Origin of the sequence: Sphingomonas sp. AP4-R1 (genome assembly GCF_013113735.1) — a bacterium.
Taxonomy (GTDB): Bacteria; Pseudomonadota; Alphaproteobacteria; order Sphingomonadales; family Sphingomonadaceae; genus Sphingomonas_I.
The window spans coordinates 2,752,500-2,777,865 of the sequence record NZ_CP053346.1 but is presented as its reverse complement, the minus strand read 5'-3'; the positions used below and the strand labels follow the sequence as shown (position 1 = coordinate 2,777,865).

General features: G+C 64.1%; 18 protein-coding genes. 12 read left to right on the top strand and 6 right to left on the bottom strand.

The genetic code is table 11. The annotated features are described in order from the left end of the window. Positions 1–51 precede the first annotated feature (51 nt). Positions 52–780, bottom strand: a complete 729-nt coding sequence (locus HL653_RS12935; RefSeq protein ID WP_171744877.1) for a FadR/GntR family transcriptional regulator — start codon at positions 778–780, stop codon at positions 52–54. A 182-nt stretch (positions 781–962) separates the two neighbouring features. Between HL653_RS12935 and HL653_RS12930 the strand changes: the two genes are divergently transcribed. The 6 genes from HL653_RS12930 to HL653_RS12905 all read left to right on the top strand — a co-directional run bounded on the left by HL653_RS12930 (position 963) and on the right by HL653_RS12905 (position 11,477). Then, positions 963–2,861, top strand: coding sequence for a beta-xylosidase (locus HL653_RS12930; protein ID WP_171744876.1), 1,899 nt, complete (start codon positions 963–965; stop codon positions 2,859–2,861). Next, on the top strand, positions 2,851–4,119 hold the full coding sequence (locus tag HL653_RS12925; RefSeq protein ID WP_171744875.1) for an MFS transporter: 1,269 nt from the start codon (positions 2,851–2,853) through the stop codon (positions 4,117–4,119). Before HL653_RS12930 ends, HL653_RS12925 begins: the two co-directional genes overlap by 11 nt. After that, positions 4,116–5,294: an L-rhamnonate dehydratase gene (locus HL653_RS12920; RefSeq protein WP_171744874.1), complete on the top strand. Its 1,179-nt coding sequence runs from the start codon at positions 4,116–4,118 to the stop codon at positions 5,292–5,294. Before HL653_RS12925 ends, HL653_RS12920 begins: the two co-directional genes overlap by 4 nt. Continuing rightward, on the top strand, positions 5,291–6,166 hold the full coding sequence (locus HL653_RS12915; RefSeq protein WP_171744873.1) for an NAD(P)-dependent oxidoreductase: 876 nt from the start codon (positions 5,291–5,293) through the stop codon (positions 6,164–6,166). Before HL653_RS12920 ends, HL653_RS12915 begins: the two co-directional genes overlap by 4 nt. 53 nt (positions 6,167–6,219) lie before the next feature. After that, a complete protein-coding gene (locus HL653_RS12910) occupies positions 6,220–9,291 on the top strand; it encodes a TonB-dependent receptor (RefSeq protein ID WP_171744872.1) in 3,072 nt (1,023 codons plus the stop codon). 128 nt (positions 9,292–9,419) lie between these two features. Next, positions 9,420–11,477: a beta-galactosidase gene (locus tag HL653_RS12905; protein ID WP_253716823.1), complete on the top strand. Its 2,058-nt coding sequence runs from the start codon at positions 9,420–9,422 to the stop codon at positions 11,475–11,477. Between the two features lie 452 nt (positions 11,478–11,929). Here HL653_RS12905 and HL653_RS12900 read toward each other — a convergent pair whose 3' ends face one another. Next, the gene (locus tag HL653_RS12900; RefSeq protein ID WP_253716821.1) at positions 11,930–12,373 is read right to left on the bottom strand and encodes an MBL fold metallo-hydrolase; all 444 of its coding nucleotides are present in this window, start codon (positions 12,371–12,373) and stop codon (positions 11,930–11,932) included. Between the two features lie 381 nt (positions 12,374–12,754). Here HL653_RS12900 and HL653_RS12895 point away from each other — a divergent pair, with 381 nt between their 5' ends. Together HL653_RS12895 and HL653_RS12890 are read left to right on the top strand one after the other, a co-directional pair. Continuing rightward, a complete protein-coding gene (locus tag HL653_RS12895) occupies positions 12,755–13,096 on the top strand; it encodes a DUF2384 domain-containing protein (protein ID WP_171744871.1) in 342 nt (113 codons plus the stop codon). Next, positions 13,093–13,773 (top strand): RES family NAD+ phosphorylase, encoded by a 681-nt coding sequence (locus HL653_RS12890; protein ID WP_171744870.1) that lies wholly within the window; start codon positions 13,093–13,095, stop codon positions 13,771–13,773. The genes HL653_RS12895 and HL653_RS12890 overlap by 4 nt, the downstream gene beginning before the upstream one ends. A gap of 504 nt (positions 13,774–14,277) precedes the next feature. On the opposite strand, the gene HL653_RS12885 is transcribed toward HL653_RS12890, so the two are convergent. The 4 genes from HL653_RS12885 to HL653_RS12870 form a co-directional block, all read right to left on the bottom strand. After that, the gene (locus HL653_RS12885; protein ID WP_253716819.1) at positions 14,278–14,880 is read right to left on the bottom strand and encodes a PEPxxWA-CTERM sorting domain-containing protein; all 603 of its coding nucleotides are present in this window, start codon (positions 14,878–14,880) and stop codon (positions 14,278–14,280) included. 205 nt (positions 14,881–15,085) lie between these two features. Beyond that, the gene (locus HL653_RS24285; protein WP_171744869.1) at positions 15,086–15,799 is read right to left on the bottom strand and encodes a PEPxxWA-CTERM sorting domain-containing protein; all 714 of its coding nucleotides are present in this window, start codon (positions 15,797–15,799) and stop codon (positions 15,086–15,088) included. 118 nt (positions 15,800–15,917) lie between these two features. Further along, positions 15,918–17,507 carry a helix-turn-helix domain-containing protein gene (locus tag HL653_RS12875; RefSeq protein ID WP_171744868.1) on the bottom strand — a complete coding sequence of 530 codons (1,590 nt, stop codon included), beginning with the start codon at positions 17,505–17,507 and terminating at the stop codon, positions 15,918–15,920. 447 nt (positions 17,508–17,954) lie between these two features. Next, positions 17,955–20,321: a TIM-barrel domain-containing protein gene (locus HL653_RS12870; RefSeq protein ID WP_171744867.1), complete on the bottom strand. Its 2,367-nt coding sequence runs from the start codon at positions 20,319–20,321 to the stop codon at positions 17,955–17,957. 421 nt (positions 20,322–20,742) lie between these two features. Here HL653_RS12870 and HL653_RS12865 point away from each other — a divergent pair, with 421 nt between their 5' ends. The 4 genes from HL653_RS12865 to HL653_RS12850 all read left to right on the top strand — a co-directional run bounded on the left by HL653_RS12865 (position 20,743) and on the right by HL653_RS12850 (position 25,356). Further along, a complete protein-coding gene (locus HL653_RS12865) occupies positions 20,743–20,907 on the top strand; it encodes a hypothetical protein (protein ID WP_171744866.1) in 165 nt (54 codons plus the stop codon). After that, positions 20,904–21,218 (top strand): hypothetical protein, encoded by a 315-nt coding sequence (locus HL653_RS12860; protein ID WP_171744865.1) that lies wholly within the window; start codon positions 20,904–20,906, stop codon positions 21,216–21,218. The genes HL653_RS12865 and HL653_RS12860 overlap by 4 nt, the downstream gene beginning before the upstream one ends. 50 nt (positions 21,219–21,268) lie before the next feature. Continuing rightward, complete coding sequence (locus tag HL653_RS12855; RefSeq protein WP_171744863.1) at positions 21,269–23,662, top strand: S9 family peptidase; 2,394 nt, start codon at positions 21,269–21,271, stop codon at positions 23,660–23,662. Positions 23,663–24,141: 479 nt separating this feature from the next. Continuing rightward, positions 24,142–25,356 carry an NAD(P)/FAD-dependent oxidoreductase gene (locus HL653_RS12850; protein ID WP_171744861.1) on the top strand — a complete coding sequence of 405 codons (1,215 nt, stop codon included), beginning with the start codon at positions 24,142–24,144 and terminating at the stop codon, positions 25,354–25,356. Positions 25,357–25,366: the final 10 nt, after the last annotated feature.

Here is a 25,366-nt window from a genome sequence, read left to right as displayed (position 1 = left end):
TCGTCCAAGCCGGCCGGAGATCAGGAGATCAATTGCGATCCCAGTGCCTCGTTACGCCGTGATGCTGGCGTCGAACAGAGCATTGTCGATCAGCATTCCCATCGCGCGCCTGGCCGATCCGGCATCGCCGGCGGCCAGTGCGGCGAAAACCGCGTGATGATCCGGCATCGGATCGCGATCGCTCTTGTGGTCGTCGCGCGCGAAGCGGGTCGTCCATTCGACCGCGGCGGCGATCGAGGTCGACAAAGTCATCAACGGTTCGTTGCGCGTGGCGGTGAGAATGGCGAGGTGAAAGGTCTGATCGGCCGCGCGGCCGCGACTGTCGCGCAGACCGTAACGCTCCATTTCCTCCAGAGCATGCCCCATCCGCGCAAGCTCGCGCTCGGTGCGCCGCATGGCCGCCAGACCCGCCGCAGACGGCTCCACGATGCTGCGCAGTTCGAAGATGCTGTCGACGAAGGCCCGGCTGGGGCCCTCCTCGAACATCCAGCCGAGGACATCGAGATCGAGCATGCTCCATTTGGAGCGCTCGTTGACGAGCGTCGTGCTTTTCAGTCGATTCTGGATCAGCCCCTTGGCGGCGAGAATGCGCAGCGCCTCGCGATAGGCCCCCCGCGAGACGCCGTTCTCCGTACTGTAGCGCTCCTCGCTCAATAAGGCCGTGCCCGGCATCAGCCGACCGCTGACGATCGCGACGCCCAGTTCGTGCGCGATGCCGTGACGAACGTCGTCGGACCGGATGGGATGGCTGTGCCCCGAAGCTGCGGCTGGTCTCGTCATCGCCGGAAGATTGGTCAGCGGACAGCCAAGGTCAAGCGGACACCTCTTTTCGTCTGGTAGGACGAGAATTATCTGATTCTTGCCTTTTATTTCTACCTGAGAACGATCGTTGCAGAATCTGGTAGGACCAGATATCACCGCCATAAGGCCGCAAGAACGGCGATTCGGAGAGATGCAGGATCATGGGGTCAACCACCGCCTTCGAAGCACAGCCCGAGGCTCCCCGTCCGGCCGGGGCCAGCGGCAACGGCCACAACGCCGAGGACCGCTCGCCGGGCTGCGGCGCCACCCCGAACGATCGAGATCGGTTTTGCGAGCGCGGGATCGGGCGCGCGGAGAGGATCGGCGCGGCGGCTCCCGTCTCGCGTCAACATGCCCTCTCTCGCCCTGTCCGGGGCGCCGCGCGCGTGGCGATCGCGGCGGCGATCGCCAGCCTGTCCATCCCCGGCACGGCGGCGGCCCAGGCCATACCGCAGCGCATCGTCACGACGACCGTGCACGCCAGGACGCCGGACGGCGTGCTTCCCCCGGTGTGGCGCTTCTTCGGCGCCGACGAGCCCAATTACGCGACGATGAAGGATGGCGAGAAGCTGCTGGCGGAGCTTGGCAAGCTGCGCAAGGACGACGTCTTCTTCCGGGCGCACAATCTGCTCAACACCGGCGATGGAACAGCCGCGTTCAAATGGGGCAGCACGAACGTCTATACGGAGACGAAGGACGGCAAGCCGGTCTACAACTGGACCAACGTCGACCGCATCATCGATACCTATCGGGCGCAGGGCATACGCCCCTATCTCCAGATCGGCTTCATGCCCGAGGCGCTCTCGTCCGCGCCGCCCGGAACCCCCTATCGTCACAGCTGGCGGCCGGGCTTCGATTATAAATATATCATCGCCGGCTGGGCCTATCCGCCCAAGGATTACGACAAGTGGCGCGAGCTGGTCTATCAATGGACCCTGCACAATATCGAGCGCTACGGTCGCGCTGAAGTAGAGCGTTGGTATTTCGAGATCTGGAACGAAGCCAACGGGTGGTATTGGAAAGCCTCGTTCGACGAATTCTACAAGATGCACGATTATGCGGTGGACGGCATCCGCCGCGCGCTGCCGAATGCGCGGGTGGGCGGTCCGGATTCCGGCGGCTCCGGCGGCGCGTTCATGGACGGCTTCCTGCGCCATGTGACATCGGGCAAAAACTACGCGACCGGCCAGATCGGTACGCCGACCGACTTCCTCGCCTTCCATGCCAAGGGGCAGCCGACCTTCGTCGACGGGCATGTCCGCATGGGGCTTTCGACGCATCTCAAGGAGGTGAACAAGGGCTTCGACAAGACCCTGTCGGTCGCGCCCCTCGCCACCAAGCCCGTGATCATCGGCGAGAGCGATCCGGAGGGCTGCGCGGCCTGCCCCGGACCGGAAAACGCCTATCGAAACGGGACGATGTACTCCAGCTATACTGCGGCGAGCTTCGCGCGCATCTGGGAGCTGGCGGCACGGCGCCACGTCAATCTGGAAGGCGTGCTGTCCTGGTCGTTCGAGTTCGAGGATCAGCCGTGGTTCGCGGGCTACCGGCAATTGGCGACCAACGGCGTCGATCTGCCCGTGCTCAACGTCCTGCGGCTGTTCGCCAAGCTGGGGACGCAGAAGCTAGCCGCGACGAGCGACGGCCAGTTGCCGCTCGATCGCGTGATGGCGGACGGCGTGCGCGGGCCGGCTGATGTCGGCACGATCGCCACGCGCACCGCCGACGGCAAGATCGCCGTGCTGCTCTGGCATTATCATGATGACGATGTGGCGGGGCCGAGCGCCGCCGTTCGCCTCTCGATCGACGGCATCGCGCGCGTCGCAGCCCCGACAGCGACGATCTGGCGCGTCGATTCCGATCATGCCGACGCCTTCACCGCCTGGAAGAAGATCGGATCGCCGCTCAATCCGGATTCGGATCAATATGCCGCGCTGGAAAAAGCGTCCGCGATGCGGCCGGAGCCGCTGAAGCTTTCGCCGCTCAAGCGGGGAACGGTGGACATGTCGATCGATGTGCCACGGCAGGGCGTGGCGCTGGTGATCCTTGATGCGCGCTGAGCGCCTCGACAGCCACGCCGCTTTGCCGCCCCGCTCCTGGGGAATCGCACTGGTCGTCACGGTCGCGATCGCGATCAGCTACCTCGATCGCCAGACATTGCCCTGGGCGATCGCGCACATCCAGCGCGACATCCCTATCGGCAATCAGGCCAAGGCGCTGCTCGATTCCGCCTTCCTCGCCACCTATGGCCTCATGTATCTGGGCGGCGGATGGCTGCTCGACCGGATCGGAACGCGCGCCGGCTTCGTCGTCATCATGGCCTTCTGGTCGCTGGCATGCGCCAGCCATGGCCTCGCCGGCGGGATCGCGGCTCTCATCGTCAGCCGGCTGCTTCTCGGCATCGGTGAAGGCGGAGGATTTCCCGCGGCGACCAGCGCGATCGCCGAATGCTTTCCCGCCTCCAAACGCGCGACGGCGATGGGCATCGTCAACGCCGGCACGTCCGTCGGCGCGGTGATGGCGCCGCCGCTGATCGCCCTCCTCCTCGCACGGGCGGACTGGCTGGGGCTGGCCAGCTGGCGGTGGGTGTTCTTCGTCACCGGCGCGATGGGGCTGGCCTGGGCGATATGGTGGGGCCTGCTCTATCGCGACCCGCCGCACGCTCCCGCTACGGACGAGGGCGCCCGCCCGCATACGCTGCGCGTGCTGCTGGCGCGACGGGAGGTGGCAGGCGTCGTCGGCGCCAAGTTTCTGAGCGACGGCGCCTGGTATTTCTATCTGTTCTGGCTGCCCAAATATCTCTTCGACACTTACGGCTTCGATCTGAGACAGGCGGCGACGCTCGGCTGGATCCCTTACGCCGCCGCCGGCATCGGCAGCATCGCGGCCGGTTTCCTGTCCAGCCGGCTTCTGGCGCGCGGCATGTCCGTGAACGCCGCGCGCAAGATCGCGCTCGGGCTGTGCGCGGCCTGCATGCCCTGGGTCATGCTGGTGCCGCACGTGGGATCGGTCGGACTGGTGCTGGCGATCTTCAGCCTCGCCTTCTTCGGCCAGCAGGGCTGGTCGACCCTGATCATGACGCTGCCGACCGACATGATCCCGCAGGCGGCGCTTGGCCGGCTCGCGGGGCTGGTCGGCATGGGCGGCGCGTTCGGCGGCATCGTCATGGGGCAGGCCGCCGGCTGGGCGCTGGACCATGGATATGGCTACGCGCCGGTCCTCGCCGTGGCCGCCTCGCTCCACGTCCTCGCCTTCGCGCTGATCTGCCTCAGCATTCCGCTCATCAAACGTCTCGACCTAGAAGGGGCTCTCTCTTGAAGATCACCGAAATCCGCACCCGCGTCGTGCAGTGGAAAGGCAAGACCCAGCCGCTGCCGCCCCATTTCTGCACCAATCCGATGGATCTGGTCGCCCCGCTGCTGTCCCCGGGAACGATGGGGAGCTTCGCCTTTCACGGCTGGCTGATCGTCGAGATATTCACCGACAAGGGGTTGGTCGGCATCGGCAACGCCGCGCTCGCTCCCCTCGCCGCGAAACAGCTGATCGACAGCCACCTCGCCCCCCTGCTGATCGGCCACGATCCCTGGGACACCGACTTTCTGTGGCAGCACATGTATCGCAAGACGATGGCGTTCGGCCGCAAGGGCGTCGTCATGGCCGCGATCTCGGCGATCGACATCGCGCTGTGGGACATCATGGGCAAGGATGCGCGCCAGCCCTGCTTCCGCCTGATGGGCGGGCGCACCAAGCCGCGCATCCCGGTCTATGCGAGCCGCCTCTATTCCATCCCGCTCGACGAACTCGCCGCCGAGGCCGCGCGCTACAAGGAGCAGGGCTATCGCGCGATGAAGCTGCGTTTCGGCTGGGGCCCGGACGATGGCGCCGCCGGCATGGCGCGCAATGTCGAGCTGATCCGCACGGTCCGCGAAACGGTGGGCGACGAGATCGACGTCATGGCCGACGCCTACATGGGCTGGAGCCTCGATTATGCGAAGCGGATGATGCGGCTGATCGAGCCGTTCAACCTGCGCTGGTTGGAAGAGGCGATCATCCCCGATGACATCCACGGCTATCACGAACTCCGGCGCTTCGGCACCACGCCGATCGCCGCCGGGGAGCATGAGTTCACCAGCTACGGCTTCCGCCAGCTGATCGAAGCGCGCGCGCTCGACTATATTCAGTTCGATACCAATCGCGTCGGCGGTCTGACGGCCGCCCGCAAGATCCAGGCGCTGGCCGAGGCGCACTCGATCCCGGTCGTCCCCCATGCCGGACAGATGCACAATTACCATGTCGTGATGGCGAGCCTGAACTCGCCCATCGCCGAATATTTCCCGAAGGTGGACGTCGAAGTCGGCAACGAGCTGTTCTGGTACATCTTCAAGGGCGAGCCGGTCGCGCAGGACGGCTATATCAGCCTGTCGGACGACGTGCCGGGCCTCGGGCTTGAAGTCGACGAGGCCGCCCTGGCTCAGTTCGAGGTGACGGAATGACCGCGCTCAAGGTCGCCGTCCTCGGGCTTGGCATCATGGGCGGCGGCATGGCCCGGAGCCTGCTGGCGGCCGGGTTCGAGACCGCCGTCTGGAACCGCTCGCCGGAGAAAGCGGATGCTCTCGCGGCGATCGGTGCGCGGAAGGCGGAAACGCCGGCGGACGCCGCGCGCGGCGCCGACATCGTGATCGCGATGCTGGCCGATGACGATGCCTCCCGGCGGGCCTGGCTCGCGGAGGCGGACGGCGCGCTCGCCGCGATGCAGGACGGCGCGATCGCCATCGAGGCGAGCACGCTGACCACCGGCTGGGTGCATGCCCTGAAGGAGCGGATGGACGCGCGGGAAATGGATTTCCTCGATGCGCCCGTGACCGGTAGCCGCCAGCAATCGGCCGAGGGCAAGCTGCGCTTTCTGGTCGGCGGCGATCCGGCCGCGCTGGAGCGCGCCGCGCCCGCCTTCGCTGCGATGGGCAGCGAAGCCGTCCATCTCGGTCCGACCGGCAGCGGCGCGACCCTGAAGCTGGTCAACAATTTCCTGTGCGGCGTGCAGGTGGCCAGCCTCGCCGAAGCGATCGCGATGATCGAGCGCAGCGGTCTCGACGTGCGCCGCTCGGTCGAGATTCTGGCGGGCGGCGCCGCCGGCAGTCCGCTGGTCGGCGCATTGTCCGCGCGGATGCTCGACCGGTCCTATGAGCCGCATTTCCTCGTCCCGCTGATGGCCAAGGATCTGGCCTACGCGCACGCCACCTTCGCCGAGGCCGGCATCGACCTGCCCAGCGCCGTCGCGGCCAGGGCCCGCTTCGATACGGCAGCCGATGCCGGACACCATGACAGCGACATCGCGGCCATCATCGAACCGCTGAGGCGCGGATAAAGACCACCCGCTTCCAACCAAATCAAAATCAAATTCAGGAGGGGAATTTCAACATGAGAAGCACATCCTTGAAGCTGGCGGCATTGCTGTCGACCTCGCTGGCGCCCTGCCTCGGCAGCGCGCCCGCTTTGGCGCAGGCCGCTCCAGCGGCCACCGATGCCGCGCCGGCAGCTACGGGCGACGCGCCGGCGCCCGCATCGGACATCGTCGTCACCGGCTCCCGCATCGCCCGCAAGGGCTTCGACGCGCCGACGCCCGTCACCGTCGCGGATTCCCAGGAACTCAAGCTCTCCGGACAGGTCAATGTCGAGCGCTCGCTGCTCGAACTGCCGCAGGTCACGCTCGGCGGCACCAACGCCTTCTCCAACCAGGTTTCGGCGACGGGTGGCGGCTTCGCCGATCTCAATCTGCGCGGCCTCGGCTCGAACCGCAATCTGGTGCTGGTCAACGGCCGCCGGTTCGCGATCGTCAATCCATCGCAGATCACCGACGTCAACACGATCCCGCAGGACCTGATCGAGCGCGTCGAGATCGTCACCGGCGGATCGTCGGCGGTCTATGGATCGGACGCGATCGCGGGCGTTTCGAACTTCATCCTGAAAGACCATTTCACGGGGCTGAAGGCCCGGTCCCAGGTCAATCTGGTCCAGCATAGCCGCACGCCGACGTTCAGCGCCGATCTGACGGGCGGTGTCGATTTCGCGGAGGGTCGCGGCAATGTCGCCGTTTCGCTCAACTATCTGAACCGCAAGGCCAATACGCGCGGCGACTTCAAATGGTCGCCCTTCAGCTACAATCTCGGCGAGAGCTGCGTCGTCGCCGGCACCGGCACGGCGACGCTTCCGGGCCAGGCGCTGGCCGTTCCTGCCGGGCAGACCTGCCAGCAGGCCGGCGGAATGGTCGGCTACATCTTCTCCGGCAGCAACGACATCCCGAACGGTCGCATCTACGGCCTTCCGGCGTCCGGCGGGCCCAATGCGGCGCTCAACGCCGCTTATGCGGCAGCGGGCGTCGCGGGCTTCAACAGCACGGGCATCACCTTCAACGATGCCGGCACCGTCGCCCGCCCCTACGCCAGCCCTGCCGACAGCTACAACATCAACAGCTTCAATTCGCTGCAGAACGGGCAGCGTCGCTACATGGGCAATGCGTTCGCCCATTTCGACGTGAGCGACGCGCTCAAGGCCTACGGCGAATTTCATTTCAGCCACAACCGCGTCTTCTCGCAGGTCGCGCCCGTCAACTACAGTTCCCCATTCCTCCTCAACGTCGACAATCCCTATCTCTCGCCGCAGATGCAGACCATCCTGCGCCTGCTGGATTCCTCCGAAAGCGGACGAACGACGATTTCGCAGGGGCCGACGAGCTTCTCGACCACGCCGAACGACGGTCTGGCGGTCGTCAGCCTGGCGCGCCGCTTCGCCGAGGTCGGCGCACGATCCCAGATCAACACCCGTAACGTCTATCGCGGGATGATCGGCTTTCGCGGCGACATCGGCAGCGTGTCGGACAATTTCCTCACCGACCTCAAATATGATGCTTATTATTCGCTCTCGCGATCGTCGGAGACGATCAAGGTCTTCAACGGCGTTTCCAAGACCGCTTTCCAGCAGAGCCTCCTGCGCGGGACGGGTGGCGCCTCCCCCCTGTGCAACATGTTCGGCCAGAATCTGAGCGCGGCATGCGTGGCCACGATCCGGACGGACGCCGAGGCGACCACCAGGGCCAAGCTCCAGGTCGGGCAGGCCAGTCTCGCCGGCTCGCTCCTTCCCCTGCCGGCGGGCCCGATCGGCTTCTCGATCGGCGCGGAATGGCGCAAGACCGACGGACGTTTCCTGCCCGGCCCCAATCTCGTCGCCGGCGACGTCGCCGGCTATGCGGCGATCCTGCCCACCACGGGCAGCGTGACGGCCAAGGAAGTGTTCGGAGAAATCCGCGTGCCGTTGATCCACGACACGTTCCTGATCAAGTCGCTCTCCGCCAATGCGGGTGCCCGCGTCTCGGATTATTCGCTGAGCGGCGTCGGCACGGTGACCACCTATTTCTACGGTCTCGAATGGCAGGTGACGCGGGATCTCAATTTCCGAGGCCAGTATCAGCGCGCGATCCGGGCTCCCAGCGTCGGCGAGCTTTTCGCCGGACAGGTCAACAATTTCGCGAACGCCAATGATCCCTGTTCGAGCCGCGCGGCGACGGCACAGCAGACCGCCGAAGTGCGCGCGCTCTGCGTGGCGACGGGCGTGCCGGCCGCCAACGTCTTCACCCTGGCCGTCCAGCCGCAATCGACGGTGTTCGTTCTGTCCGGCGGCAACCCGAATCTCGATGCCGAGAAGGCCAAGACGTACACGGCCGGCCTCGTGTTCACGCCGCACTTCATTCCGCGCCTGAGCCTCAGCATCGATTATTATGATATCGCCGTCAGCGGCGCGATCGGCCAGCTCGGCGGCGGCGTGCAGAACATCATGAACCTCTGCTATTATGTCACGAAGAACGCCAGCAGCAGCTATTGCAATGCCATTCCGCGCAACGCGACGACCGGCGAGGTTCTGATCTCGGCGCCGATCCAGGCGCTGAACGCGAACACCGGCGGCATCAAGACGAGAGGCATCGATTTCGGGCTGGCCTACAGACTACCTCTCAACACCGGGTTAGGCCTCGCGCCGACGAGTTCGTTGGCAATACGGTCGACATTCTCCCGCTTGTTGAAGTTTAACAACACGCCCGTTCAGGATCTTCCTGTTGTCAATGAATGCGTGGGTTCCTTTGGAAATAGCTGTGGTGATCCCAAGCCGAAATGGCGTGGTTCGAACCGCGTGACATGGAGCGTGGGCGATTTCACCCTGAGCCTGCAGCATCGCTATATCGGGCCGGTCACCACCGATCGCTATCTAGTGCCGCTGCGGCAGGGCTCGGCGACGACACCCTCGCTCGCGACGCTCGCCTATCCGCGGATCGGTGCGCAGAATTATTTCGATCTGTCGTTCACACTGCTCGTTGCCAAGCGCATGGAAATCTACGCGGGCGCCAACAACCTGGCCAACCGCGACATGCCGAACATCACGTCGCCCGGCTTCTACGATCCGATGGGTCGTGAGCTCTTTCTGGGCGTCTCGGTCAGCTACTGATCGCGGGCCGCCGCTTCGTCCGCCGCGCCAGACAGCGGCGGACGGAGACGGTCGGTCACACGTCGTCGTTGCGCGCTGCCTCGGATCGTTCCACGCACCGTGCCCGTCTTGTCGATGAGGAATTCGTCATGGCCATGGATCGCCGCGAAGTCGTTCAAACCGGCCTGGTCGCCGGACTGGCGGCCTGTCTGCCGTCGTCGCCGTCACTGGCGCGCGCCGAGGCGCCCGGCCAATCCGGGGCCTCGCTCGGCGTCTGCTATTATCCCGAACAATGGCCGCGATCCTATTGGGCCGACGACGCCGCCGAGATGGCGCGGCGCGGCATCACCTTCGTCCGCATCGGCGAGTTCGACTGGTCGCTGATCGAGCCGGAGGCCGGCCGTTTCGACTGGCAGTGGCTGGACGAGGCGATGACGACCCTCGGACGGGCGGGGCTGAAGGTCGTGATGGGCACCCCGACCGCGACGCCCCCCAAGTGGCTGGTCGATCGCTTCCCGGACATCCTGCCCGTCGCGGAGGATGGCGCGGTCCGGAATTTCGGATCCCGCCGCCATTGCACGCTTTCGAGCGAGAGATACTGGGCTGAAAGCCGCCGGATCGTCTCGGCGATCGTCGAGCGCTATGGTCGCCATCCGGCGCTGGCCGGCTGGCAGATCGACAACGAACTCGGTTGCCATGACACGGTGATGTCGTGGGGGCCTGTCGACCTTGCCGCCTGGAAGCGCTGGCTCGTCAAAAAATACAAGACGATTGCAGCGTTGAACGAAGCCTGGGGCACCAGTTTCTGGTCGATGCAGCTCACCACGTTTGACGAGGTGATTCTGCCCGTCCGCGCCGTGACGGAAACGGCGCCGGCCGCGCGCATGGATTATCGCCGCTTCTCCTCCGAACAGCTCGTTGCCTATGCCGCCATGCAGGGTGCGCTCATCCGGGCGGGCTCGCCGGGCCGGTTCGTCACCACCAACGCGATGGCGTTCTTTCCGGATTTCGATCATTTCGCGCTGGGTCGCGAAGTGGATTTCATGAGCTGGGACTCGTATCCGCTCGGTCACACCGCCGAATATCTGAGCGAAGAGTCCGAGCTGCGGCGCTATGCGCGCACCGGCCATCCGGACGTCCCGGCTTTCAACCATGATCTGATGCGGGGCGCCTCGGGTGGTCGCGCTTTCTGGATCATGGAGCAGCAGCCGGGGCCGGTGAACTGGTCGCCCTGGAATGGCGTGCCCGAACCGGGCATGGTCCGGACCTGGATCTGGGAGGCTTTCGCGCATGGGGCCGCGACGGTCAGCATGTTCCGGTGGCGACAGGCGCGGTTCGCTCAGGAGGAGATGCATGCGGGCCTCAACCGCCCGGATCGGAAGATCTCGCCCGGCGGGATCGAAGCGGAGCAGGTCCATCGCGAACTGGTCCGCCTGGGGCCTCTGCGGCCCGCGGGACGGGCACCGGTCGCGCTGATCTTCGATTATGAAAGCGTCTGGTACGCCAAGGTCCAGCCGCAGGGCGCGGATTTCAACGCGACGCTGCTGGCCTTCGCTTTTTATTCGGCGCTGCGTCGGCACGGTTTCGACATCGATTTCGTGCCGCCGGGTGCTTCGCTGGAGGGCTATCGCCTGGTGGTCGCCCCGATGCTGGCCATGCCGCGTCCCGATGCCGTCGCCGCGCTGGCGGCGAGCAAGGCCGTCACACTGTTCGGCCCGCGAACGGGCTCCAAGACGCCCGACGTCCATATCCCCGACGATCTGCCCCCGGGCCCGCTGCAGGGTCTGTTGCCGATGAAGGTGACGCAGGTCGGCTCGATGCGGCCGGGGCTGACCGAAAAGGTGGAAGGCGACGGGCTGGCCGGGCACATCGTCCACTGGCGCGAATGGCTGGAGACCGATCTGCCCGCGCTGGCGACGTTCGCCGACGGGGAAAAGGCCGTGGTGGCGGCCGGACGGCATATCTATGTCGCGGGTTGGCCGGACGCCGGGCTTCTGGACGGCCTGGTTGCCCATGCCGCACGCATGGCCGGGCTGGCGCCGATCGCGCTGCCGGCCGACGTGCGCGTGCGCCGAAGGGGCGATCTCATGTTCGCGTCCAATTATGGCGCGACCGCCCAGCCGGCGCCGGCACAAGCCGGGGCCCGGTTCGTGCTGGGCGAAGCGACCATCGCCCCGCACAGCGTATCTGCATGGCGGATATCGTGAGCGACAGCGGCTTGCTGCGCACGGTTACCTAGCGGCGTTACCTCGATGCGGCCGGCTGCCTCGCCGGCCCGCCCGGGCAACGCGACCAGCCCCCAAATTCCACTGATGACCGCTTTAGGTCTGGTAGCTTTCCAGAAGGAGTGGTGGGCCCGGAGCCCACCGAAGCGTTGATGTAAGATCTTGAAGAAAAAACCAAATTCTGCCCAAGACCTGAGCGATACCCCCAATTCTACCCCTACCCCGCTTTTGGGGTATTGATTTGGCGGCATTTCCGCTTCGGTTCAGCAAGTTATCCACTTGCTGCCCCATATTCGCAGCCTAGCGGGCTAGGTTGCGAATTTCAACGTTTTCGGAGCCGATTTCGCACCTAGGGACAAGCGTTATTGGTGAGAAACCAACGCCTCGACGACCTCAGTCACAAACGCCGGTAAACCGTCATTGAACGGCCAATTCTATAAAGGCTCCAACACATCGCCGGCGGTGGCAGCGGGAAACCGCGCCTCTTCGATGCCATGTTCGATGAGCGCCTGACGCAGAAGCGCGACCGGCTCCTCTCGCGCTTCGTCGGTCAGCTGGAAACCGCCCCAGTGAATGCCGATCGCCAGCCGGGCTTCCAGATCCAGCATGATCCGAACGGCGTCATCCGGATCCGTGTGTTGGGCAGCCATGAACCAGCGCGGGGCATAGGCTCCGATCGGCAGCAACGCGATGTCGGTTGGGCCGTAATCCGCCCGCATCGCGCGGAAGATGGCGCCATTGCCATAGCCGGTATCACCCGCGAAATAGACCTGGCCCGCGATCGACCGGAGCATGAACCCGCCCCAAAGCGCCATACGGCGATCGCCAATGCCGCGTGCCGACCAGTGGTAAGCGGGCACGATCGCGGTCCGCGCCATCCGTCACCGCTATGCGATCGCCCCAGTCGCCGGCCGCGAGGCGGGCATCAGGTATCGCCGCCCGGACGATCGTGTCGTTGCCAAGCGGATGGTCGGAATTGAAGAAGCGAAGTCCGTCGAAATGGTCTGAGACCGGGCCGTCATAGTAACGATTGCGAGAGGGCATGCTGTTGTCGGCCTTTTGCGTTTCATTCCAAATGGGGCGCCCAAGGTCGATCGCCAGCGCCTTACAGCGATCGTCAAAAGCGCATTGAAAAATCCAGATATGGAGTTATATCTCTCGATATGGAGAATGCAGCCCTCTTAGCCGAACCTACCGGCGCGATCGGTGCCGTTCGCCAGCGCGACCCGGCCGTCCGCAAGCGTATGTCAGCTCCCGCAATGCGAACCTTTTTCGCAATCGCCAAGGCATGGAGCCTGAGCGTGGACGAGCAGCGCGGCTTGCTCGGCTGGCCTGCGACCTCGACCTTCCACAAATATAAAGCGGGCGACGTTTCACAGCTCAGCTATGATATGCTGACGCGCATCTCGCTGGTGATTGGCATCTACAAGGCGCTCCATATTCTCTACGAGGACGCACTGGCCGATCGATGGCCGAAGCTGCCGAACAGCAACGATCAATATGGTGGCCACCCGGCGCTTGCCTTCATGATCGAGAACGGGATCGACGGCCTCCACCGTACCCGACGCCTGCTCGACGCACGGCGCGGGGGCTGGAATTGACGCCGCCGGTCACGCACTTCACGCTCAGGGATACGCATCGCCTGATCCCAAGCCGATTTCCGCCGACCGGCATTCTCGACGTTGTGACGCTGCCCGAGGATCTCGAACTGATGTTCGAGCTGGAGGGCTGGACCAACGACCGGATCGCCGCGGAGCTCGGGATCATCCGCATGCTGCCCGCCAACGAATGGGTGGTGGGACGCCCGCACGCGACGGCGATCATGGCGGCCTTCTGCCACCCTGCCCCCAACGGAGGCCGGTTCAACACGGCCGATCTCGGTGCCTGGTATGCCGCTTTCGATCTGGAGACGGCTCTCGCGGAATCGACCTATCATCGCACCAAGGAGCTGGCCGAGGTTGGCGTGTTCGAAACCGCTGTTCAGATGCGGCAATATCTTGCGGATTTCGACACCGATTTCCACGATGTGCGCGAGGACGAGCCGTTCTTCGCCCCGCTTCATGATCCAGAAAGCTGGACGGCGTCGCAGCGTCTGGGCACTCAGCTTCGGCGCTCGGGATCGAACGGCATCGCGTTCCGTAGCGTGCGTCACGCGGGTGGCGAATGTCTCGCCTGCTATCGCCCTCGTCTGGTGTTTGACGTCCGACCGGCTGGCCATTTCGAATATCGGTGGCGTGGATCACCGACACCAGAAATAACCCAGCTGGCCGCAGCGTAACCGTCATCCGACGGGAGTTATCAATAGCGGACGCCCTTTACTTCTCTGTGCTTTTCGAGCCGATTAACCGGCCATCCCTGAGAGGATTTAGTAATCGAACGTTAGGGGCTCACGGCGACGCAGGCTCACGCGCGATGGAAGGGGAAGGTCTGCCTTCCCCTCGGACGTGAGCTGCGCCGTTCGGCAGCAGAAACAAGCGCAGTTTCCCTGGAGCACCGCTTCCTCATCATCCGCCTCATGCTGGTGACCAGGCACCTAGAAGCTCGTCGCATTCAGCCTTAGCGTGCCGGGCAACGCTACATACCACTTCTTGACCCGCAACTGGACGTCCAGGCAGCTCTGCCCGCTCCCCAACTCCAGCCATTGGCTCATGTCGATCACTCGGCCGCTTTCATCGATCCGGATCGACGGCCGGAACATCCCGGAAGGGGTGAGAAGCGGTTCAGCGGGTTCGGGGCCACCGGTCACCTGACCGGCGACCCGCACGGTGCAAAGCACGCCCGATCAGGCGAAGGTGAACACCGCCTTCCTGCGGCTTCGCATCACACCGCCGATCATGCCAAAGCCGCCGACCATCATCGCCCAGGTCGCAGGCTCCGGCACCGCGCCGGACACGCCGCGGATCGTCAAAGTGTCTCCGGAGACGAGCGAAAACACGACATCGCCCGACAGACCGAGCTGGCTCATGTCCACATTGCCCAGCGTCATGGACGCGCTGAGCGGGCTACCGCTCACATAGGCGGCCGGAAGATAGATCCCTGTACCATCAAAGAAGATAGCGTCCCCGGAGGTTTGGGTAGCCAGGAAAGACTCTCCGGTGCCCCATTGGGAAGGCCCAAGAAGCGGCGTGTACAGCGTCTGCGGAGCCTGCCTCGCTCCAATCGAGAATATCTTGTCGGCCACGCCTATGCCGGCGGACGCACCACTGAGCCAGCCCGTGCCTGCACTCGATCCGCTCAGATCGAGCGAGCCCGACAAATTGATCGAGACATCCGAATTGACTTGTTGGACGGTCACCACGACGGCGGCGCCTGCAGGCGAAGCCGCGACGAGGAGTGCCAAAAGACCCAGATAAGCCCTGCGCATGATTTCAGCTCCGCTATTCATTTAACATCCACTCGATGGTCGGCCGCGCATCCTGATCGGATTCGGTAACGGTTTGCGCCTTCTTCTTTCGGCGGTGCCCGTCGTCACGGCATCAGACATCGATCCCGCGACGTCATCGGATCCATTGTGAGGCTGGTTTGCAGGCCTGTCCGAAGGCGGTGGCCGTCGGGCGCTCACTCTGATTGCTCGACGCCAGCCGATCCGATCAGGCGAAACGGACCGCGATGGTCCTGCGCCGTATCGCCGCCCCGATCACGCCGAAACCGCACAGCATCATCGCCCATGTCGCCGGCTCGGGAACGTCGGACGCCGCAGCGGGCGCTGCGAGGTAGAGGTTGGTGACGACCGGTTCGATGCCGGCCGGCCAGTTGCGGACATAGACCTGCAGATCGGTCAGCTTTTCGGTGGAGATATAGCCGACGAAGTTCGTGCCGGGTGCCAGCGTCAGGCCGTGGCCCAGCCCGAGATTGATGTCGGACCCCTGGACCACCAGTTGTGCCGAGGAACTGCCGAGCTCACCGACGAAGACGCCGGCCGCGTTCACGCCGCTCGCGAAACCGGAAAAATCCAGATAATTGCCGGGCGTGGTTTCGCGCCGGCCGGCTGTCACGGGAACGGTCGTCAGGGCGTAATTCCCGCCGGTTCCCGTGCGCGCGAGCGTGCTCAGTTCGCCCGTATTGAACTTGATGCTGCTGGCGGTGTAGCCGAGATCTCCTGCAGAACGGACGATCGATCCGCCGAGGCTCGTGCCGAGCGTATCGAAATTGTCCTCCCGCGCCGTCTCACCAAGTGCTGCGAGCGCAGCGGTGAACTCCGCCTGGGTCGTATACATGGTCAGTGTACCGATGGTGGTGACGGTCGCCTGGGCTGACATGGCCAAGCCGGTCGCGACCGCCACCACACAAATCGAACGCAACATCGCAGCACTTCCCCCTCAATGCGGCGATCACATCGCCCCCGGGAAGCCGCCTAGCTCCGAATTGTTTGCTTGATATTTGGTTAACCATAAAATTCTCAAGCGAAGGAATTACGCCCCATCAGACGGCGGCGCTCAGCCCGATGGCGCGAGCGACGACGTCCGGCACGGCCTGTTCGCCGTGTATGCCCACGGCATGCGCGATCAGACCTCGCACGACATTCGCACGAGCCTCGCTGTGAACGATCTGTCTCGCCGATGTGAACCAGGAATATTCGATCGCATTCGCCGCCCCCGTCGGGCCGATATCCGCAAGCGCATTTGCCGAAGCTGCCGGCAGCGGTCGGTCATGGGGCAGGAACGTCCATCGCATCATCAAGGCGATGTGCGAAGGGACAGGCGGGGACAGGTCGACCTGCGCCAGCGCGATATCGAGCGCGGCACGCCTTCCCGCCGCGAGGAGGGCGACGCACTTCATCGCCCTGATATGCAGCTGGAAGTCGCGCCCATGGTCCCGCGCGATGCCCTGATCGAAGAACCGCACCGCCTCGTCGAACCGGCCGCGCGCGCAGCGCAACTGCCCCATGAGCGCGAAAGAGCCAGTCGGATCTCCCGTTCGGGCAAGCGCACGTTCCGCCAGATCTTCCGCCAGCCCCAGATGCCCGCGATCGAGGAAATAGAGCAATTTGGCGGCTGCGAACATGTGCAGCGGATTGTCTTCAGCTGCTGGCAGAAACTCCAGCACCGTTGCTTCGATCTCGCGTTCGATCCGTCGGCGCTCGCCCAGACCGACGGATTCAAACGGGCTCGCGATGGTGAGGCGCGAAAAGAGGTGAAAGCACCACTGGAAGGCGAGGTCGGGATTACGGGGATCCCGCGCCCTTTCGCTGGCCAGATCCGTTCCGCCCGCCCAACGCGGGTTCGCGCCGAGCAGGACGATCGATGCCTCCTGCCGGTGATCATCGGTCGGCCCACCCGGCGTCAGGCCGAGAGCTGTGGAGGCGTCGCGAAGCGCGCGCCGCAGAGCTGCCAGCGCGGAACCCGAGATCTTCTCAGCGTCCGCCGCGACGTTGGAAGCGTCACCCGGGTCAAGGTCCAGTGGAAAAGACGCAACGATCCGCCTCGACGGCATCTCCCGCAACGTGACCAGGCAGCTGGCCGCATCTTGGTCCGCCTGGAGGTTGAGATGCAGAAGATGGCGAACCTTGTCTTCGGTGCCCGGATGCCAGTCCTCGCCAACGAAAATCGCCTTTTCGGGGGCCATGCCTGCACCGATCGCTTCGTGAAGCCTTGGGATCAGTGTGGATGCGTCTCGGCTCACGGAACGACCGTCGGAACGAAATTGTGTTGTGACAGCCAACACGGCATCGACGACTTGCGCCGGTGTCGGCGTCGCTACCCAGACATAGCCCTCGCCATAGCGGGTATGGATGAAAGTCGGCGATTTGCGATCGTCGCCAAGCTTGGACCTGAGCCTGTTGACGAGGAAATCGATATAACGATCCGAGCGGTCCTCGTCCTCCGTGACCTCGTCCAGCAGTCTGCTCCGGGTCAGGAGCCGGTTCGGACTGCCCGACAGCGTCAGCAGGATGGCGCGCTCATTCCGGGTGAAGTGGACCTTCGTGCCATCTCGCATCGCGAACAGACACTCTTCGTCGAGCAGGAGATCGCCGTACTGGGTACCACGCCCTTCGTTCACTACCGTCGCCACCTGCCGGCTCCACGCTGACCGACTCACGCCTCCACGGTAGCCGGATGGTCGACGATGACGACCCTAACCGGCCGGTAATGCGTCCCTTTTCTGCGAGCAAGCGGCGCCTCCCCATGCGATTGCGGCTGCTCGCTGCGATCCGTTCATTCACGTGCGCATATGCGCCGGCTGGTTCCGGCTATAATGTGAGCGCTTCTTGATGACCGAAACTGGTCCAAAGCCGCCCTGCCCCCACCCGTCAGCGACGACCCATAAGTCGCCATTCAAAACCTGATCCGCCGTTCCCAACTTCAGCCATTCATTCATCTTGGCGCGACGAGCGATTGAGCCGCTGCAATCGGACAGCTGGATGTCCAAGGCGGGACGTTCGGGAATGTCAGCTTCTGGCAAAATCTCGAGAGTGCTGAAGGTCCAATTTGACGAGCCGGGTCGTTTTCTTCTCCGAACCTATGACCCGGCGTCGAGAGGCACTCGCTGCGGCTGGCCACTGTAGCGGATTTCCCGTCCAGCGGTTTCCCCAATGCCGGTCCCCGTGCCTGGCCTCACTACCACGATCCGGAAGATGCGATTCCGAACCATCCCCGGGTAACGCCCCTTCCGTTGTCCAAAGGTCAGCATCCCGGCTTTGTCGTCCAGACTAAGTTCGATCGTCGAGTGCTCGCCGCGACGCCAGCCCTGGCCATCTCCGGCGTCATCGTAGAGCGTAAATCGCCCATCGGCTCCTCGATAGACTCGCAGCTCGATCGGCAAGCTCGGCGATTGATCGGCATACTGGACTGAGGAGCCGAGCGGCAGGATGGTTCCGGCCGCGACATGGACCGGGAAGCGCTCGATAGGCGCCGCGACGGAAAGCCTTTTTCCCCCGGGGAGGCGCTGGCCGGTCCAGAAATCATACCAGTCGGTACCCGCTGGGAGGTAGACGTCACGCGACAACGCGCCCTTCTGCACGACAGGGCTGATCAGAACGGAACGGCCGAACATATACTCGTCCGGCAGATCGCGCGCCTCTACGTCATTGGGGAACCTCATCCCGACCGGATAGAGGAATGAGGCCCCTCGATCGGTGACCTGCCATGACTGGGCATAGAGATATGGCAGCAGGCGATATCGTAATGCGATCGCGGAAAGCAAAGGCGCACGCGCGACATCCGGAAAGCTGTAGACCTCTTTACCAGCGCTCGTGCCGTGAATGCGAAACATTGGATTAAACACTGCCGACTGGAGCCAACGCGTGAATAATTCCTGATAATCAAGATTGTCAGGCCCGCCGCCGAAGAAGCCGCCGATGTCGACCGACCAATACGGAATGCCGCTCATCGAGAAGTTCACGCCTGCAGGAATCTGCTTCCGAAACACATCCCACCGTCCCGCCACGTCGCCCGACCAGGTGATCGCGGCGTTGCGCTGCTGCCCAGCCCATGCCGACCGCGTGAGAATCATCGGCCGTTTTGCGGGATAGTCCTCGCGCATGCCGTCATGAACGGCAGTCGTGTGCATCAGCGGATATGCATTATAGACATCTGCGCCAGGGCCGGCCGCCGTCATGACGTCGCGCATCTCGCCCCAGGCGCCGCCAAGCTCGGCCTCGCTGCCGTCGAGCCAGTAGCCATCAAACCCGTTGACACCCAGCCGCGCGGAAATCTGCTTCCAGTAAATCCGTCGCCCACCTTTCGAGAAGGCATCGTACCAACGCCCCTGCCCGGCGGGATAAACATTGCTATATGTTTTCGGATACAACGCGCCCGCGGCATCAAGCTCCTTTGTGGTATCGAGGCCCGGATCGAACCTGGGCCATACCGAGACGATGCTGTGAATGTGCTGATCGTGCAGCGCGGTCAGCATCTTCTTGGGATCCGGATACCGGACCGGATCCATCAGGTGGCTGCCCCACCCGCCCGGCCTCCAATATTGCCAGTCCTGAACCACCGCATCCAGCGGGATGCCAAGCCGGCGATATTCCGCAGCTACGCCAAGCAGTTCGGCCTGTGATTTGTACCACTCCTTTGACTGCCAGAGCCCCCACGTCCACCGCGCCATCAGCGGCGCCTGCCCGGTCAGATTGCGATACGCCCCAATGATGTCGTCGACATCCGGCCCGGCGAAAAGGAAGTAATCGATGCAGTTGCCCGCCTGCGATCGGAACACGATCTGCTCGCGCGCCTGCGGGACATCGATATCCACGTCCGTAACAGCGGGATTGTTCCAGAACAGACCATAGCCGAGCGTCGATACCAGCACCGGGACACCGACATCGGTGTTGGCCTGCTGAAGACGCGTTGTGGTGCCGACGAGGTCCAGCACGCCGGCCTGATGCTGGCCGAGGCCGTAAATCCCTTGCTGTCCTTCCAATCGGAAGCGCTGCGTCAGCGCACAGTCAGGATTGGGTGTGGAGCCTGCCTTCCGGACCTGTGCCTCTCCTTCGGCGATGATCGGCTTGCCATCCGCGCCTAGCATTGCGACTGCGCCAGATTTCTTGTCGAGCGAGATCTGCATGGCGGGCGTTGCCATCAGGAAACGAGCGTCGTCCTCCGACATCGTCCAGCGGGCGCTCTGCGGCGCGGGCAGGATCGCGAAATCGCGCCCTGCAGCCGCAACGCCCGGCGGCAGCGTCGTTATGCGTACGGCGCGTTCATTCCAGAAGGAGATGGTGACGGACGTTTCACCTCGCTTAAAAGTCGCGCCGACGGGGCTTTTGTCCAACAAGGCGACAGCCGCCTTTTGAACATTCGCGAGCCGCTGCCAGGGCGCCTGCGCGCGCACCGAAGGCATCGCTCCCAAAACAGCCAAAGCTGCAATCAGTTCGCGCGCCCTCATCACCCCTCCCTCACAAGCTTATTTGTACGACTAATATGATAGCGCTACCAGTCAATAGCGCATGAACCTGAGCGCTCGCATGTCAGGCATGGGCCGTGCGGCGACGCCCGACGGGCTATGACCCACTCACGACCACGCCATGCCCTTCTACCGGCTTCGGCTCGATGGCTTCGCGTCACTCAACGATATTCACATAGCCGACAATCAAACTGCACCTTTAGGGCGCCAGCTCCACCTTTATTACGACCCATTGTGGTCAGCAGTTGCCAAGATAGTCAGACCCACAAGGCGACATTTACGGAACAAGGCTCGCCCTCCGAAAGCCGACGTTCGTTCATGTTGATCAGCCGAATTGCGTCGGAAGCACAGTACCGCGACACGTTACCAGATGGCGAGCGTCCACGAGCGTGTGGCGCTGAGGGTGCTCGATCGCAAGCTCAACCACCGGTCGCACCGGGCGGCGGCGCGCCATCGGCAGACCGAGACCCGCATCAAACTTTTTGTCGGTTTTATGAAAGGGCATCGTCTTTCCCTTGAGGGCAATGCGCCTCGACCTTGTCGCCGCACCGAAGGGGTTGGTTCATGACGAAACTCGACAGTGCGATGCGCGAACGGGAAATTGTCAGGGCTTTCGGCGATTTACGCCCACCTCACGCTCGATCTGACCGCGATCAATCGAACGGAGGTTTCGGCCGCCGCGCAAACTGCGGGAACGGCGCTCACCAGGAACATCGGGACCGCGCATTTCGTGCCCGCATCCGGCCGGCGCTTCAACATCGGCCGCAAGACCGGTTTCGCCTTAGCTCCCCTTTTGCCCTTCACGCCTACCAAGATTCGACAGCGCTCATCCGCACTCCGGCCGCCAACTCAGATATTCTCGGGAAGATATTGCCTTGATCAATGACCGGATTTCCTCCTCGCGCAGCCTTTTGGGTTCCGCGCTTTTCATGGCAACCTTGCTTTCGACGGCCGCTGTCGCCGCCCCCGAGGCTGCCGGCTACAAGCCCGCTCCGGGCGATCTCGACAAGCTGATTTCCGCACCACTCACGCCGCACGTCCTGCCAGCTCCAGGCAAAGGACATGTTGCGATCGTCGCCCAGCCTTATGGCGTTCGCACCATTGCCGAGTTGGCAGAGCCGGACCTGCATCTCGCTGGCTTCCGCTTCAATCCCGAGACATGGGCGCGGGGTCGTGAACCTTGGACCGTCACATATTATCGCAGCCTCTCGCTGATCGATCTGGCAAGCGGCAAGACCCGCGCCATTGCGGGGCTGCCCACGGTAGGACGGATTTCCAGCGTCACCTGGTCACCGGACGGTGCGAGGGCGGCCGTGAGTGTTGCAGGCTATAACGGGGGCAAGGGGCACGGCCTGTGGCTGATCGATGCCGCGACCGCACGCGCCACGCAGATCGAGGATATCGACGTCAACAGCGTGCTGGGCGCACCCTGCGCCTGGCTGAGCAACAGCAGCAAGCTCGCCTGTCTCGCCGTTCCCGCAGGACGCGGTCCCACGCCCACCGCTGGGGCTGACGCAATCGTTCCTGCAGTGCAGTCCAGCGAGGGCAAGGCCGCACCGGGACGCACGTATGAAGATCTGCTCAAGACCCCCCTAGACGAGCGCCTGCTGACCTATCACATGACCACCGAGTTGGCGCTGATCGGCATCGACGGCAAGGTCCGCCGCATCGGGCATGCCGCGCTCCATGATCACCTGTCTGCGTCACCCGATGGTCAATGGCTGCTCGCCAGCGAGCGCGTCGCGCCTTATTCGTACCAGTTCCCGATCGACAAATTCCCCCAGCGCGTCTCGGTGATCAACATCGCCGACGGCAGCACCAGGACGATCGTCGAAAAGCCGCTGGAATCCGAGGTGCCGATCGCGATGGATGCGGTCGGTCCCGGCCCGCGCGAGATTGACTGGCGATCCGATGCGCCCGCGACGCTTGTGTGGGTAAGCGCGCTCGACGGCGGCAATCCGGCACAAGAGACCGACAAGCGTGATGAGCTTTTTGCTTTGTCCGCTCCCTTCACCGCCGCGCCGACCAGCCTCGCGAAACTCTCGTCGCGCCTGTTTGCGGTGAGTTGGAGCAGTGATGGCAGCGCTCTTGTCGAAGAGCATTGGCGCAAGACGCGGCTACGGCGCCTCTCCGCGCTGACCAGCACCGGCCTGCACACGCTCTACCAAGGATCGAGCGAGGACGGCTATGCCGATCCCGGCCTGCCATTGATGACCACCAATGTGCAGGGTGCGCCCATCATCGCGCCGGCAGGCAAAGGCCAGGTTTGGCTAACCGGTCCCGGTGGCACGCCAGAGGGGGATCGCCCCTTCGCGGCGAAGCTCGATCTCAACACTGGAGCGCGCACCATCGCGTGGCGATCGGCGGCCAATCTTTATGAGGAAGCGAAGGAGGTGCTGCCCGATGGCCGCCTGCTCGTCAGCCGCGAAAGCTCGGTCATTCCGCCCGATTATTATGTTGTGAAGCCCGGCGTCAGCGCCACGCGCCTCACCCACTTCGCCAATCCGTTTGGCGGCATGGCGCTCGCGCAGAAGAAATTGCTCCATTATACGCGTGCAGATGGCGTGCCGCTGACCGCGACGCTTTATCTGCCGCCCCATTACAAGTCCTCGGACGGCCCGTTGCCAACCGTGCTCCACGCTTATCCGGCGGAGTTCAAATCTCGGGAGGCAGCGGGGCAGGTCAAAGGATCGCCCAACCGTTTCCCGGTCTTCGGCTTCTACCAACTTTACCCGATCCTCGCCTATCGCGGCTATGCCGTATTGTTCAACACGGCGCTGCCCGTGATCGGCGAAGGCAAGAGCGAGCCCAACGACACGTTCGTAGAGCAGATCGTCGCGGGCGCTAAGGCTGCGATCGATGAGGGAGCGCGGCTGGGCGTGGTCGACCGCGATCGGGTCGGCGTCACGGGTCACAGCTATGGCGGCTTCATGACGGCCAACCTGTTGGCGCATTCGGACCTGTTTAAGGCCGGCGTGGCGCTGAGCGGCGCTTACAACCGCACGTTGACGCCCTTCGGTTTCCAGAACGAGGCTCGCACCTATTGGCAGGCGCCCGATCTCTATTTCCGGATGTCGCCTTTCTCTTACGCGGACAGGATCAAATACCCGCTGTCTCTGATCCACGGCATGGCTGACGACAATCAGGGAACCTTCCCGATCCAGAGCGAACGATTCTACGCGGCTCTGAAGGGCCACGGCGTGACCACGCGCCTGACGATGCTGCCCTATGAGGCACATCGCTATGACGCGCGGGAGTCGATGGGCCAGGTCGTCGCCGAATGGGACGATTGGTTCGGGCGCTACCTGAAGGGGGCCAACTAATCCCGCTTGCGGGAGTGCGGCCCGGTTTGCCTAGCTCACGATGCCCCGCTTTTTCATCCGGGCGTGATGCAAGCTTCAGGCCTGCATCCGCCCGGATTAACCCCGGCCAATGAAGCCTGCTCTCGTTATAGTCCCATCGCAATGTCTATCGTGGCCCGCGCCAACGACCGGGATCAGGCGCGAACTGCCCAGCGGCTCAATGGTCTGTGCGGCACAAGCGGGCTTCACCCGCTGGCGGAAGGATGACTTCAACTGGTCGGCAGCTTCCGAGACAATGAGACCGAAAATCGGCCATTCGTGCAGGTTGTGCGGAGCCCGAAACCGGACATCGGTTCACTTCGATTTTAGCTGCTGCAAGGGCATGAAGCGGACCCGGCTGGCGGCCCGCACCGCCCGAAAGCGGCCGTGCCGCTCACCACCCGACCTACCAACGAACTGAGCAGACTTTCGATCGGTGGATGATCAGCTAAGGCCGCCATATGCGACCCCTCAACATTGCCATCGCTGGTTGCGGGCCGGCCGGTCTCGCAACCGCGTTGCTGCTTCATCGCGATGGCCACGCAGTAACTCTGTTCGAAAGGTTCGACACCCCTCGTCCAATCGGCTCGGGACTGATGATCCAGCCGACAGGCTTGGCCGTGCTACGGGAGTTGGGCTTGGCAGGCCCCCTTCTCGATCATGGCGCACGGATCGCGCGGCTTCGAGGTGAATCCGGCGCTGGTGGCCGTGTGGTACTCGACGTCCGCTACGCTGCGTTGGGGCGGCGCGACAGGTTCGGCGTGGGTATTCACCGCGCAACCTTGTTCGCCTTGCTGCACGCCGCTGTCACGGCCGAGGGCATCACGATCGAAGCGGGACGCCCGATTGCCGGCACTGAACTGCGATCCGGGAACCAGCGTCGCCTCATGTTCGAGAACGGCGAGAGCGCTGGGCCGTTTGATCTGGTCGTCGATGCCCTCGGCACCCGCACCCCGTTGGCGCCGCCATGCGGGCGCGCCCTTGCTTATGGCGCACTCTGGGGGACGGTCGACTGGCCCGATGCGTGCGGCTTCGACGATGCGGCGCTGGAACAGCGCTATCGCCGTGCCAGCGCCATGGTCGGCGTGATGCCGGTGGGCAGGCGCGTAAGTGGCGACACGCGGCAAGCCGCTTTCTTCTGGTCCCTGCGCGCCGACCGGCTCGATGCATGGCGGACGGCCGGGCTCGATGCCTGGAAGGCCGAGGTCGCGGAGCTATGGCCCGCGACCCGGCCATTGCTGGATCAGATCGTCTCGGCGGACCTGCTGACCTTCGCGCATTATGCGCACAGGACGCTGGCGGCACCCGCGCAGACCGGCATGATTCACCTCGGCGATGCGTGGCATTCTGCCAGCCCGCAACTGGGGCAAGGCGCGAACATGGCGCTGCTCGACGCCTACGCACTGGCGATCGCGTTGCGGGAATTCGCGGATGTCGAGGATGCCCTGGCACACGCGATCGCGCTACGGCACAAGCACGTCCGCCTCTATCAGGCACTGACGGCGCTGCTCACGCCGGTCTATCAGTCCGACAGCCACCTGATCCCGTTCATCCGCGACCGCCTCGTCGGGCCGATCTCGAAACTCTGGCCGGTGCCGCGGATTCAGGCCGCCCTCGTCAGCGGTCTGGTCGGCGGTCCGCTGGGCCCGCTGCGGCTCGATCGACCGCCAGAGTGAACTTGTCGAG